The sequence below is a fragment of the Cohnella sp. GCM10020058 genome, from assembly GCF_042683485.1.
GTDB lineage: Bacteria > Bacillota > Bacilli > Paenibacillales > Paenibacillaceae > Cohnella.
Window position 1 is genome coordinate 187,411 of sequence record NZ_JBHUJV010000019.1, and the last position, 13,114, is coordinate 200,524.

At 62.7% G+C, this 13,114-nt stretch carries 11 protein-coding genes; 8 read left to right on the forward strand and 3 right to left on the reverse strand.

Features of this window, described 5'->3' with window-relative positions; all coding sequences use genetic code 11:
* Positions 1–69 precede the first annotated feature (69 nt).
* Both ACFSR7_RS31470 and ACFSR7_RS31475 read left to right on the forward strand, forming a co-directional pair.
* Positions 70–2,703 carry a glucosidase family protein gene (locus ACFSR7_RS31470; protein ID WP_378168487.1) on the forward strand — a complete coding sequence of 878 codons (2,634 nt, stop codon included), beginning with the start codon at positions 70–72 and terminating at the stop codon, positions 2,701–2,703.
* Positions 2,704–2,716: 13 nt separating this feature from the next.
* Complete coding sequence (locus ACFSR7_RS31475; RefSeq protein WP_378168489.1) at positions 2,717–4,384, forward strand: SGNH/GDSL hydrolase family protein; 1,668 nt, start codon at positions 2,717–2,719, stop codon at positions 4,382–4,384.
* A 73-nt stretch (positions 4,385–4,457) separates the two neighbouring features.
* Here the strand turns inward: ACFSR7_RS31475 and ACFSR7_RS31480 are convergent, their stop codons facing one another.
* Positions 4,458–5,912, reverse strand: coding sequence for an SGNH/GDSL hydrolase family protein (locus ACFSR7_RS31480; protein WP_378168491.1), 1,455 nt, complete (start codon positions 5,910–5,912; stop codon positions 4,458–4,460).
* Between the two features lie 314 nt (positions 5,913–6,226).
* On the opposite strand from ACFSR7_RS31480, the gene ACFSR7_RS31485 reads away from it, so the two are divergent.
* On the forward strand, positions 6,227–7,828 hold the full coding sequence (locus tag ACFSR7_RS31485) for a glucosidase family protein (protein WP_378168493.1): 1,602 nt from the start codon (positions 6,227–6,229) through the stop codon (positions 7,826–7,828).
* Complete coding sequence (locus tag ACFSR7_RS31490; RefSeq protein ID WP_378168494.1) at positions 7,828–8,172, forward strand: hypothetical protein; 345 nt, start codon at positions 7,828–7,830, stop codon at positions 8,170–8,172. Before ACFSR7_RS31485 ends, ACFSR7_RS31490 begins: the two co-directional genes overlap by 1 nt.
* On the opposite strand, the gene ACFSR7_RS31495 is transcribed toward ACFSR7_RS31490, so the two are convergent.
* Complete coding sequence (locus ACFSR7_RS31495; RefSeq protein ID WP_378168496.1) at positions 8,173–9,234, reverse strand: DUF6786 family protein; 1,062 nt, start codon at positions 9,232–9,234, stop codon at positions 8,173–8,175.
* Positions 9,227–9,919: a GntR family transcriptional regulator gene (locus ACFSR7_RS31500; protein ID WP_378168498.1), complete on the reverse strand. Its 693-nt coding sequence runs from the start codon at positions 9,917–9,919 to the stop codon at positions 9,227–9,229. Before ACFSR7_RS31500 ends, ACFSR7_RS31495 begins: the two co-directional genes overlap by 8 nt.
* A 191-nt stretch (positions 9,920–10,110) precedes the next feature.
* Between ACFSR7_RS31500 and ACFSR7_RS31505 the strand changes: the two genes are divergently transcribed.
* From ACFSR7_RS31505 to ACFSR7_RS31520, 4 genes are read left to right on the forward strand one after another with little or no spacing between them, the layout of a single operon-like run.
* Positions 10,111–10,818: a PIG-L deacetylase family protein gene (locus tag ACFSR7_RS31505; protein WP_378168500.1), complete on the forward strand. Its 708-nt coding sequence runs from the start codon at positions 10,111–10,113 to the stop codon at positions 10,816–10,818.
* Positions 10,819–10,858: 40 nt separating this feature from the next.
* Positions 10,859–11,632, forward strand: coding sequence for an SDR family NAD(P)-dependent oxidoreductase (locus tag ACFSR7_RS31510; protein ID WP_378168502.1), 774 nt, complete (start codon positions 10,859–10,861; stop codon positions 11,630–11,632).
* Between the two features lie 15 nt (positions 11,633–11,647).
* Complete coding sequence (locus ACFSR7_RS31515; protein ID WP_378168503.1) at positions 11,648–11,962, forward strand: cupin domain-containing protein; 315 nt, start codon at positions 11,648–11,650, stop codon at positions 11,960–11,962.
* A 23-nt stretch (positions 11,963–11,985) separates the two neighbouring features.
* Entirely contained in the window at positions 11,986–13,107 is a 1,122-nt protein-coding gene (locus ACFSR7_RS31520; protein WP_378168505.1) for a mandelate racemase/muconate lactonizing enzyme family protein, read from the forward strand.
* Positions 13,108–13,114: the final 7 nt, after the last annotated feature.

The window sequence follows — 13,114 nt, forward strand, 5'->3', positions numbered from 1 at the left end:
GACCGATTATGATCGCGCTTGAAGACGATTCGAATTCCGAGTAGGGATGGGAAAGGTGAGGAGCTCGCTTTGCAAAAAACGATAATCGTACATTGGGAGGAGGGGGCCGTGCAAGGGGCCGTCGGCATCGCCGGCGGCTCCTTGCTTGCGGCCCGCTTCGTTCGCGGCGGCGGCAGCATAGTGGGAGACGATTTTAATGGGGAAGGGGCGCACGGCGTCTCTTTGCAGCTGGAGATCGAAGGCAAGACGGCCCCGGGAGCCGGCGCTTCGATCGTCAGCCTGAAGACGGCGGCGAATCCGTTCTCCTTTTTTCTGCGGGATGTCGACGCGGCGTATCCGATTCTGATCCCCGAATACGGCGTCGCCGTCACGACGACGGACGACGGACGAAGCTACGGGGAGCTGAGGGACGGCGTGTCCGCCCGTATGCGCGAGAGCCGAACGTTATACGAGCGCGAACCGAGCTTCGAAGAGGCTGCCGCCGTCGTCAAGGACAAGCAGCTCGGCACATGGCTCGGCATCGGTCGCGACATTCGTCTGTTCGGCGTCGGCTTCGCGGAGTACGATGCCCAGTCGTACGACTGGATCGAGCCGAGACTGCACGAGCGCAAGGTGTCGCTGCCGGAAAGCGCAGACGTTCCGGTGCGCTACCATTTCCGCTTCGGCCGCGGCGACGGCGGCAGACGCGCTACGTCAAGGCGCCTTGCGGACGGGAAGCTGCCGATCCTGCACGGCGAGGTCGACGACGGCGATATGCTGTACCGTACGACGGCTTTTGCTACGTTAGAGCGCAGTCCGCTGACGGCCGCGCATGTGCGCGGCACCCACCATTGGACGGCGGCCGGGCATACGTCCGGCATCACGTTTACGTCGGCGCAGCAGGCCGCCTACGACGCGCTGCACGAGCGAGAGCTGGAGCGGGACGAGGAGACCGTGCTATGTTATCGCATCGAGGCGGCGAACCGGGCGGCGGCACCGCGCTACGCCTGGTTCAAAGCGCCGGTGCCGAACGGCACCTGGGTGCCGTCGGTGCTGCCGAGCGGGATGCGCTGCGTCTACGACGGCGCGCGCGGCTTCGGCGTATACGAGGAGACCGGCCGCGTCGGCTTCATTGCGCTGCTGGACGGCAAGCCTGTCCCGCAGGAGGAGATCGCGGTGCTCGTTCCGCCGGGCGGGGCGCTTGTCTACGATATCATTGTCCCGCATCGGCCGATCTCGCAGGCGCGCGCCGCCCGCCTGAGCGAGCGGGATCCGGGCGAGCTGCTGGAGGCGTGCCGCGCCTATTGGCAGGCCAAGCTGGATGCGGCGGCGCGGTTCAATCTGCCGGAGGCGCGCATCGGCGAGATGGTGCAGGCGGGCCTGCTCCATCTCGACCTGATCCTTTACGGGATTGAGCCGGACGGGCCCGTGACGCCGACGATCGGCGTCTATCCGCCGATCGGCTCGGAGAGCGCGCCGATCATCCAGTTTCTCGATTCGATGGGCTTGCATGGGCTTGCGGAACGCTGCCTGGCGTACTTCCTCGACAAGCAGCAGGAGGACGGCGGCATTTTCAACTTTCTTCATTATATGATCGAGACGGGCTGCGTCCTCTGGAGTTTGGGCGAGCATTACCGCTACACCCGCGACGACGGATGGGTCGCTTCGATCAAGGACGGCATGCTGCGGTCTTGCCGCTATATGATCGAATGGCGCAGCCGCAACCTGTCGGGGGACGGCCGCGTCGCGGGTTACGGCATGCTCGACGGCAAGGTGGCCGATCCGGAGGACGAGGGGCCGGTGCGCGTCTTTATGCTGAACGCCTATGCGTATCTCGGACTGTCCCGGGCCGCGGAGATGCTCGCGTCGACCGATCCGGCGCAAGCCGAGACGCTTCGCGCAGAAGCGGCGGCGCTGCGCGGCGATATCCGGCGCGCCTACGAAGACGCGATGGCGCGGGGACCGGTCATCCCGCTCGGCGACGGCACCTGGTGCCCGACCGTCTCCCCGTGGGCGGGCGGGCATGGCCCCGCCGTTCTGTTCGCGGAGCCGGGCGAGTGGTACTCGCACGGCGCTGTCGGCATCCGCGATTCGCTCTGCGGGCCTCTCTATCTCGTGTTCGGCGAGATCGTCGATCCGGACGAGCCCGGCGCCGCCTTTATGCTGAACGCGCACCGGGAGCTGCTGTGCTTGGACAACGTGGCGTACACGCAGCCCTACTACAGCCGTCATCCCCGCATTCATCTTCAGCGCGGCGAAGTGCGTCCTTTTCTGCAGGCCTACTATTATACGATGGCGTCGATGGCCGACCGGGAGACGTATACGTTCGCGGAGCATCTGAACCCGCGGATCAGCGAGCACAAGACGCACGAGGAAGCCTGGTTCCTCATGGAGACGCGCTGGATGTTGTATATGGAAGCGGGCGACACGCTCCAACTGCTGAAGGGCGTGCCGCGCCGCTGGCTGGCGGATGGACCGATCGTCGTAAGCGGCGCAGCCAGTTATTTCGGCGCGCTCACCTTCAAGGCGGAGCTGGGGGCGGACATTTTGCGGGTCAGCCTCGCATGCGAGGGGAGGCGCGGTCCGGCGAACGTCGAGATTCGGACGCCGCATCCTGATTACCGGCGACCCGTCCATGTCGAAGGCGGCGTCTATGACGAAGCCTCGGAATCCGTACGGATCGCCGGCTTCGGCGGCCGTGCGGTTATCGAGCTGAGATTTTAAGGGGGACATGAACGTGATTCGAGAGGAAAGGCCGGACGTGCTGGAGAAAATCGGCATGCACGTTCGCATAGATGGTGATTGGCGGATCAGAGTCGAGCCCGGCCTTCTGAAGCTTACGGACGGCACCGCGCTTGCGACGGAGGGAGGCGTCCTTGAGATTCGGCCAGCGGGCAAGCGGGCTTTTGCCGATCAGCGCTATACGATAGCAGGCGAGGCGCCATCCTCTCCGTGTTACTGGAATACCGAGAGCATCCGCGGCAGCGGCGGCGCGCCTTACCAGCGAATGGTGCCGGGCAGCCTGCGCGTCCGCGATAAGAGCCGCACGATCGTCTATCGGCCCGACGCCGATTACTGCTTCGATTACTATTGGGGAACGGTCAAACGGCATCCGCACGGCGCGATCGGCGAGGGCGAGCTGCTGCTGCTGGACTACGAGGCGTGGCTCTGCCGTTACGACGCGGTCGTCCTGCTGCCGGACGGTAAGCTGACGGTGGTCGAAGGAGACGAGGAAGCGCCGGAGTCCCGGGAGCTGCTGCTCCCCGACCCGCCCCGGGTGACGGAGGGCTACGTGCTTGCCCATATATTCACCGGCTGGGGCGAGCCCCGGCTATACGACGGAGAAACTGCCGTGATGAGGGCTCCGGATGCCGCCGATTCCACCGATTCCATGCGAGAGGTACCGCTGCCGCAAGTGTCGGGGCGCTACCTCGACGCTACGCCGCGCGTCTATGTCGTCGAAGTGACCGCCGTCCGGCCGGACGGCGGCATCGACATCCGAACGGGGGCCGAAGGCATCGACTACGGTCTGGACGAGCCGCTCGCGGGAGACAGCGTTCGCTGGCTGGAGCGGCAGGCGGTCGATCCGTCGGAGCCGGTCCCGCTCCTGCTCCGCAGCGCCTACGGTCATAGCGTCGATTGGGGACTGAAGCTCGATTTGTCCGTCGTTCCGGCCGATCGGCACCGTCGCGGTACTGTCTATCGAATCGCGGCGAGCCCCCGCTCGGTCATGAATCTCGCGATACCCGTTCCCGATCCGCTGGCCGTTATCCCGCTGGACAACCTGGACGTACTTGCGCCTTTTCGGGCCAAGCTGCGCCGCGGTGGTCCCGTCCGCATCGCCTTCTTCGGCGAGAGCACGACCCGCTCGGGACGCTGGCCGTATCAATTGGCCCGCGCGCTCCGGGAAGCCTACCCCCAAGCGATCGTGCACACCTCGAATACGGCGATCGGGGGAGAAAATTCGGCGCAGGGCGCGCTCCGGTACGAGGACGAAGTGCGTTCCGTCGATCCGGATCTGGTCGTGCTGGAGTATATGCTGAACGACAGCTTCCTGCCGGAGAGCCGGTCGGAGCAGGCGATGTCCGGCATTCTGGCGCGGCTGCAGGAGGCGGGTATCCCGTGCCTCATCGTCTCCAACAACGGCATCCACCCCTTGTTCGAGGGAACGAAGGGGCGAGTCGAGCAGACGCACGACCTGTACCGTCAGCTTGCCGCGTCTTACGGCTGCGCCTTTGTCGGCGGTTATGTTTATTTCGGTCGGCTGCACGAGTTCGGCATCTATCATCTGACCGAGCTCAAAGGCAATATGATCAACCATCCGTTCGGCAACGTAGATCCGGACTGGGGCGGCTTCGACAAGGTGCTCGGACGCGCGGTGATTCGCGCGGTGACGGGCGTGTAAGCTGCGCATTGAAAAGGACCGCATGCATCGGGCTGCCCGAGGTATGCGGTTTTTTTTATCTCCGGGCAAAAAATCACATGACCATATCGACGGCATGTCCGAGCATCCGGCCGATAAAGTCGTGCACATAAGGTCCGGGATGGATCGGATCGTCGTACAGCAGTTCATAGTCGAGCAAGCCTTCTTCGACCCTGTCCTTAAAATAGCGGGCAAAATCGATCAGCCCGACCTTCTCTCTTTCCGCGAAAGCCCGAACCGTCTCATAATAATCTTCGTAACGAACCGGCGCGGAGCCGGCGCCCTCGCAAAGAATGCGCTTGTCGCCCGGCGTCGTGAGCAGCAGAAAGTCCGTGCTTCCGCTGCCGTCGCCGTTCAGATGTCCGCTCAGCTTGCGCTTCAGCGCCAGGAGATTGCTCGCGAGCGTGTCCGGGGCGGTCTGCCTCAAATATTCGTTGACGATCGGCACCTGAACGATCGCAAGCGTCGGCGTAAACGGGACGTAACGCAGCAACCGGTCGACATGCGGCGCGGAGTCGTCGTTAAAGCTCGGCGTGCCGTCGCCCAGCCACTGTCCGACCGTATGTCCGCCCATCGAGAAGTTGCGGACGTCGCTGCCGTCGAACCGCCAGCCCCTGAGGCAAACGGCCGCATGCGGCAAGCGCAAGCCGCTCCCTTGCAGCGGCGTCGCCTTCTCGTTCGCTCCTGCATAGGCGAAGCATAGCCGACCCCGTTGTTTTTGCCCGAAATCGACGCAGTAAACGCGCTCTTCTTCGCCGTCCGGCGAGAACGTATCGATCAAGATCCCGCCGTCCGCGGATACTGAAGCCTCCTGCGGCGACACGGGCAGGTGCCGTCCGTCTGCCACCCGCGTCAGTTTCGGATACCCGTCGGCAGCCGGATACAGCGCTCCCGCCGTGCTGCCCTTGCGGCCGCCCCGGTTTTGAAAATAAACGTGCAGCTTCGCGCCGAATTCGCCGGACAGGACGCCGATGAAAAGCTTGGAGGCATGCGCGCGCATGTCGACATAACCGCTCCCGCCTTGTCCCTCGCTGCTATCGATGACCAGCAGCTTCTCCGTCCATTTGTAATCGGTTACCAGATAACCGAACGTACTCAGATCCAGATCGCCGCCGCCGCTCGCATCGGGCGCATAGAAGCCGACCGCCTCGCGACGCTCCGCGAACGTTTTTTCCACGCGGCGGCAATCGCCGGTCAAGCGCCGATACTCGTCCATAGGGTCGTACAGCTCGCGGTTCGCGGAAGCCGAGGCATAAAATCCGTTCCTGCTCAGGAGATGGGCCTGCAGTCTTGCATAAAATCCGTTGCCGGAGAGAGCGGCCATATGCGTCGGGGCGCCGGGGAGTATGGCGTCATAGCCCGCGGCGCCTTGTCCCCATCCGTGGCTGTCGCCGAACAGGAGAATCTCCGTCTCCGCGGTGCGGTGCGCCCGCCGTCTGGCGGTGAGCGCGGGAAAATGAGCCGCGGTCAAATTTATGGCATATCGGGAGAAAAACACAAGCGGATCCAAAGCGCCACTTCCTTTTAAGCATTAATTTTTCGCAAGCCGATCCTGTCATCTATTATCAAACAATTTGAGGAGAGTTGGAAGGGAGTAAAAATCAAGATCGCACGTTTGATATCCAAAATATCAGATTATGCGTCTTTTTGGCGCACCTGCGTCCTTCTATAATGAAGCCAGCCCTGGCGAATCCGAGCGGGGGAGCAGAAAAACGAGGAGGAGAATCATGAAAAAAAAGTCGTCTGTACGAACTGTTGGCGGCAGCGCTTCTGCTGGCATTGTGACCCGTCCATTTGAAAGCGGATGCAGCCGAAAGCGCGACGATGTCGCTCCAGAACGCGACGCCGGCGACAACCGTTCCCTTGCAGGGCATCGGCGGCGAAGTCAATGTCGATATGATGTCTCAATACGGCACCGGCAGCGGCATGACCAAAGGCGATTTCCAGCTGTTCAAGGCCCGCACCAAGAAGATGGAGACTTCTTTTATCCGGCTCTGGACGCTCTTTCACTGGTTTAATCCGACGGACGGGACCGCCAACTACGAGTCCTCAGAAATGCAGGCGGTGTACAAATATTTGGATTTCTACCAGTCCATCGGCGCCAACGTCCTGCTCCAGCAGCTCAGCGTCGGCGACCGGCAGGATATGTACCCTTGGTTGTGGTGGACGAACGACGATGCCGCCGGACCGGGCGCGGACCCGGTCAAGCTGGACAAGTGGGCGACGCTGCTCAAGCCCGGCGAGGAAGCCGTATTCGAGCTGCGCATCCCGCACGCGCCGCTCGCCGCGGCACGGGCGGGCCGGCTAGCGCACGCATCGTTCGACGATCTGCACCGCGAATGCGCCGCCTACTGGCGGGCGAAGCTGGACGGCGCGGCGCGCATTCGGCTCCCCGAGCGCCGGATCGAAGAGATGGTCCAAGCCGGTCTGCTGCATTTGGATCTGGCGACGTACGGACGGGAGCCGGCGGGCACGCTCGTGCCGACGATCGGCCATTATACGGCGATCGGCTCCGAGAGCGCGCCGATCATACAGTTCATGGATTCCCTAGGTTTGCATGCGGAAGCGCGCAGGGCGATCCGCTTTTTTTTCGACAAGCAGCAGGAGGACGGCTTCATCCAAAACTTCAACGGCTACATGCTCGAGACAGGCGCCGTTCTATGGACGGTCGGCGAGCATTTCCGCTATACGCGGGACGAGCGTTGGCTGACGGAGACGCTGCCCGAGGCGCTACTGGCGTATCGGTACCTGGTCGATTGGCGACGGCGCAACAGCGACGAATCGCATGTCGGAGGCGGCTATGGCATGCTGGACGGCAAGGTGGCCGATCCGGAGGATCCGTTCCATTCTTTTATGTTGAACGGCTACGCCTATATGGGGATGCGGCGGCTCGCAGAGCTGCTGCGGTCGGCGGGCCATGCGCTGGCCGGCGATGTCGAAGCGGAAGCGAGTGCCTGCAAGTCGGATATCCGCGCCGCCTTCAAACGCGCGATGGCCCTGTCTCCCGCCGTGCCGATCGGGGATGGGACCTGGGTGCCGACCGCGCCGCCCTGGGTGGAAAATCGCGGACCGATGGCGCTTTATGCGGACGGGCACGGCTGCGTCACGCACGGTTCGGTATTTACGCGGGACGCGCTGCTCGGACCGCTGTATCTCGCGTTCCAGGAAGTATTGGCGCCGAATGAGCAGGCAACCGAGTTTCTGCTTCAGTTTCACAGCGAGCTGACCCATTCCCGCCACGTGGCGCTCAGTCAACCCTATTACAGCATTCATCCATGGCTTCATTTGAAGAGAGGCGAAGTCAAGGCCTTCTTGAAGGCGTACACAACGGCTTCGCGGGTCTGGCGGACAGAGAGACGTATACGTTCTGGGAGCATTATTGGCACTGCAGCGCGCACAAGACGCACGAAGAAGCCTGGTTTCTGATGCAGACGCGTTGGATGCTCTATCTGGAAGAAGGGGATACCCTGAGCTTGCTGGCCGGGGCGCCCTCGCAGTGGTTCTACGAGGGAAGCCGCATCGAGATCGAAGGGGCCGCGAGCTATTTCGGCAAGCTGGATCTGAGCGTGAAGGCCGAGCTTGAGCGCGGCATGATCGCGGCCACGATAAAGCTGGCGGAAAAGCGGAGGCCCGCCCGCGTCCGGATCCGCCTTCCGCACCCGCTCGGCGCGCAGCCGGAGCGGATCGAAGGCGGGGAGCGGCTCGCAGGGACGGAATACATTTTGCTGTCCGGAGTCGCTGCGGAGATGCGGGTCAAGCTGTATTTCTGACTAAAGCCCGTCCGGCGAAAAATCGTCCATGCCGAGCAGGAGCGCGGCGATTTCCCTGATTTTCGCCGTCGGTCCCGTGAAATGAAATACTTGCGAATCATCCGTCGCCCGCCCGGGCTTGCCGATCGCCAGGGCGGGCGACTGGTATTCCAGTTCGGCGAAGCCGCCCAGATGGCCGCCGTCGTTGTAAATCTGCATGCAGGAGCCGAGGTAATCGGGCTTGCCCGGCGGATAGTCGGGATAGACGCCGGCAGGATTGACGCTGAACTGCCGCACCACGAGGCTGCTGTCGGACGCGTCGAGCCCCCGGATATAGCCGTAGCGGCCGGTAGAGGCGACGGCGTCGAACGACAGCTTGTAGCTGTAGCTGCCGCCGCAGGGAATGCGGACGCCGCGGGACGTCGCTTCGATGTCCGCCGGTTCCCGCTGGGCGAACATCGTCAGCGGCAGTACGCGTCCGCGCGTCGGCACCAGCGCGACGCCGCCGGCAGGCACCTGCATGATGCTCCACAAGCTGCAGAAGCCTGACGGAATGCCGGCAGCGCCGACGTCCAGCGCGACGGGCTCCAACTCAAGCGTCGTACGGACCTCATACCCGACGTAGCGGAGGCCGGCCCAGTCGCGCCCAGCCAAGGAAGCATTCATGCGGAGCGGATTCGGCAGCGCCGCGAACCGTTTTTCCAGATTCAACCGGATCGAAGCGTCGGAGGAGCGGTGGGGCAGCTCGCAGGCCATCCGCACAAGCGCTTCGCTTTCGGAAGTCGAGATCAGCGTCCAATGCCCCGGATCCAGCTGCGGCGGTATCGCATAGCTGCCGGCGCTGTCCGTGAAGTATTCGATCTCGGGACTGACCCAGGTGCGGTCCCCGCCCGTATTCCAGCCGCCGGCATCCAGCGCTGCCGGGTTCGTCCAGAAGGACGCGCCCGATTGCCCGTCCGGGACGGTCATATCGTGCACGCGCCCGCCCCGCACGAGCACGAGCAGCGTTCCGCCGTCTTCGGCGGTCAGTTTGACATAGGGTTCGCCGGCCAACCTCAGTTGCGCTTCAAGCTTTTCAGACATTCGTTTGCTCTCCCCGTTCGTCCGACTCGTCAAAGCAAAGCAGGCAATCTTCGTCCCGGATATGCCGGGTCCACAGTTCCTCGATCCGTTCGTCGCTCTCGTCCCGCAGCGCCGACAGCAGCGCGGTATGTTCCGCGGGCACGCGCCGGAGGTCGCCGAACGCGCCGGTGTTTTTGATGAAATGCAGGCGAAGCCGGTTCACGATGCCGAGCCAAATCTGCTGCGTGTGGGTCGAATCGTCGAGCGACAGCACCTGTTCGTGAAACCGAATGTCGCTCTCTACCAGCGCGAACAGGTCGCCTTCGTCCGCCGCGCGCTTCATTTCTTCCACGATCTCCTCCAAAGCCGCGAAAAAAGCTTCGTCCCATTTGTCCCGGCTTTGCTTCAGCACGAACAACTCCAGCTGCAGGCGGACCGGGATCAACAGCCCGACGACCTCTTCCTTGCGCACGTCGGCGACCGCCGTCTCCCGATAAGGAGCGCTCACGACGAGGCCGAGCGCTTCCAGATCCCGCAGCGCCTCGCGGAGCGGACCGCGGCTGACGTTCATCTGCTTGGAGATGTCGAGCTCCCGCAGCTTGTCGCCCGGCTTCAGATGTCCGCGTACGATCGCGTCGCGAATGTCCGCGAATACGCGCTGGCGCAGCGACAGGTTTTCCTGGGTTTTGAATTGATAGGGCTTCATTTCTAAGACTCCCTGCCTGTTTAATTCGAACGTTCGATAAGCGATGCCCCCAGTATAGTGCAGCATCAGATTAAATTCAACGATCAATTGAAGATGATCGATTGTTGACAATCTACCAAAATCGCCTTTATGATGGGCTAAGAAGCCGAAGTTGCGTTAAACGAGTCAGCATTAAACGAGGAGGAATAAAGATGAACGTATTGGCCATTTGCGCGCATCCGGACGACGCCGAGATTTTATGCGGCGGCACGCTGGCGAAGTACGCGGCGCGCGGGGACAAAATCACGATCGCGATCTCGACCAACGGCGAAGTCGGTTCGCCGACGTTGTCCAAGCCGGAGATCGCCGAGATTCGCCGTCAGGAAGCGAAGGCCGCTGCGGATCTCATCGGCGCAGACCTGATCTGGATGGGGTACCCGGACGAATTCCTGTTCGATACCGAAAAGACGCGTCTGGATTTCATCGAGGCGATGCGCGCGAGCGGGGCAGAGGTCGTGCTGACGCACTGGCCGGACGACCTGTACAATCCGGACCATACGCTGACCGGCCAGATCGCCAACGATGTTGCCATCATGACGACGGTGCCGAATATCGTGACCGCAAGTCCCGTGCTGAAGAAGATTCCGATCGTTTATTTTGTCGACAGCATGGCGGGCATCGGCTTCCAGCCCGACGAATACGTGGATATTACGGACTTTATCGATACGAAAAAAAGAATGCTGGCCGCGCACGAGAGCCAGGTCGGCGATTGGCTGCAGGATCAGTACGGTTCCAATGCGATGGAGATGGTCGAGGTGACCTCGCGCTTTCGGGGCATTCAGTGCGGGGTTCGCTACGCCGAAGGATTCATCCGGGCCAAGGCGTATCCGCGCAACATCGTGGGCACGCTGCTGCCTTGATCTTGGCACATACGCGGAACTGACGAGAGGAGAGCTAAAAATGAGTCGATTCGCAGGAAAGACGGCGATCGTCACCGGAGGCGCGACCGGCATCGGACTCGCGACGGCCAAGCTGCTGGCCGCCGAAGGCGCGGACGTCGTCATCGCGGGACGGGATGAACGCAGGGGGGCTGCGGCCCTGGCGGAGCTCGCGGCCATCGGCGGGAAGCCTTTGTTCATACAGACCGACATCAGTCAAGAAGACGCCGTTCGGCGGCTGATCGGCGGCGCGAAGGCGCACGCCGGACGCATCGACATCTTGATCAACAACGCGGCGATGTTTTACGAGAGCGACTTCCTGCAAGAGACGACGGCCCGCTGGCGCGCCGTGTTCGATACGATCGTGAACGGCGCCTACTGGTGCACGCGCGAAGCCGCGCTCGCGATGAAGGAGCAGGGCGGCGGCGCCATCGTCAACGTCTCCTCGATCAACGGCGTCCGCGCCTTGATCCGGTCCAGCCATTACAATTCGGCCAAGGGCGCGCTCGATCAGCTGACGCGAGGCACGGCGGCCGAGCTGTCGCCGCACGGCATCCGCGTGAACGGCGTGGCGCCGGGCTTTATCGATACGGGCCTGTCCGTCGTCGGCGGCGAAAACGAATTGGAGACCGAGTGGTTCAAGCGGTATTACGTGGGAGAACGCAAGATTCCGCTGGCCCGCCCCGGCCAATCCGAAGAAGTGGCGGAGGTTATCGCCTTCCTTGCTTCGGAAGCGGCTTCGTACGTACAGGGCGCGATCGTGCCCGTGGACGGCGGATTGTCGATTACGTTTTAGAGAGGTAGGGTCACGATGCCGATCGATGAATGGCAGCAGATTAATCCGCTCATCCGCCGCAAAGTATTTCCCCCGGGAGAGCGGCTGATGAGCATGGCGATCGAATTTAAAAAGGGCGGAACGGGCCCGGAGCACGCGCATCCGCACGAGCAGCTCGGTTACGTCGTGTCCGGAAAGATCCGGATGCTGCTGGACGGCGCCGAGATCGTCGCTTCGGCGGGAGAGCAGGTTCGCGTGCCGGGCGGCGTCTCCCATTCGGTCGAGGCATTGGAAGATTCGCTGGTGCTGGAAGTGTTCACCCCCCTGCGGGAAGACCTGCTGGGAAGCTAACGACAGACGAGGAGCTGGGCCTTATGAAAATTACCGAAGTCGAAGCGATTTATTTGAGCATACCCGACCTGGACGCCGCACAGTGCGACGGCACGCAGGATACGCTCGTCATCCGCATTCATACGGACGAAGGCATCGTCGGCGTCGGCGAGGTCGACTCGTCGCCGCTGGTCGCCAAGGCCGTCGTGGAGGCGCCGGCCTCGCATTCGATCGCGACGGGCTTGCGGAGCCTGCTGATCGGAGAAAATCCGATCGAGATCGAGCGGCTGTGGGACAAAATGTACCGCGGCACGATCTATTTCGGCCGGACCGGCCCCGCCCTGCATGCCATCAGCGGCGTCGATATCGCGCTGTGGGACATCCTGGGCAAGACGATGAACCGTCCGGTCTGCGAAATGATGGGCGGCGTGTTTAACCGCAAGCTGAAAGCCTACGCGAGCGCCCTTATGCCGGAGACGATCGAAGAAGCGGCGGCGATGGCCGAGAGCTATGCCAAGCTGGGCTACAAGGCGATGAAGTTCGGCTGGGGGCCGATCGGACGGGACGCCAAGTTCGACGAAGCGCAGATCAAGGCGATCCGCGAGGCGGTCGGGGACGATGTCGACGTCATGATCGACGCCGGCCTCGCCTGGGATCTGAAGGGCGCGCTGCGCATGGCGGAGGTGTACGAGCGGTACGGCGTCTACTGGCTGGAGGAGCCCGTTCATTCGAACGATATCGCGGGCTATCGCGCGCTGGCGGACCGCAGCCGCATCTCGATCGCGGGCGGGGAGCAGGAGAGCGGACGTATGGCTTTCCAGCGGCTGCTGGACGAAGGTCATCTCGATATCATTCAGCCGGATCTTGCCCGCGTCGGCGGCTTGACCGAAGGCAAGCGCATCGCTTATTTGGCATACGACCGCCACAAGAAAGTCGTTCCCCATGCCTTCAAGACGGGCATTCTCGTCGCGGCGAGCACGCACTTCGCGGCTGCTATCCCGAACGGCTTCATGATCGAATACACCGTATCGAACTCGCCGCTCGCCCGCGATCTGGTGAGCCGTGAGATCGAGTTCAAGGACGGCTACGTGACCGTGCCGACGGATCGGCCGGGACTCGGCATCGAGATCGACGAGCAGGTGCTCAACCGCTACAGAGTCCGATAGGAGGAAT

Coding starts and splice junctions, on each gene's coding strand:
- ACFSR7_RS31495 (WP_378168496.1), bottom strand. CDS start 9,234: ATGTCTGAAAAGCTTGAAGCGCAACTGAGGTTGGCCGGCGAACCCTAT.
- ACFSR7_RS31500 (WP_378168498.1), bottom strand. CDS start 9,919: ATGAAGCCCTATCAATTCAAAACCCAGGAAAACCTGTCGCTGCGCCAG.
- ACFSR7_RS31505 (WP_378168500.1), top strand. CDS start 10,111: ATGAACGTATTGGCCATTTGCGCGCATCCGGACGACGCCGAGATTTTA.
- ACFSR7_RS31485 (WP_378168493.1), top strand. CDS start 6,227: ATGTCGCTCCAGAACGCGACGCCGGCGACAACCGTTCCCTTGCAGGGC.
- ACFSR7_RS31515 (WP_378168503.1), top strand. CDS start 11,648: ATGCCGATCGATGAATGGCAGCAGATTAATCCGCTCATCCGCCGCAAA.
- ACFSR7_RS31490 (WP_378168494.1), top strand. CDS start 7,828: ATGCAGACGCGTTGGATGCTCTATCTGGAAGAAGGGGATACCCTGAGC.
- ACFSR7_RS31510 (WP_378168502.1), top strand. CDS start 10,859: ATGAGTCGATTCGCAGGAAAGACGGCGATCGTCACCGGAGGCGCGACC.
- ACFSR7_RS31520 (WP_378168505.1), top strand. CDS start 11,986: ATGAAAATTACCGAAGTCGAAGCGATTTATTTGAGCATACCCGACCTG.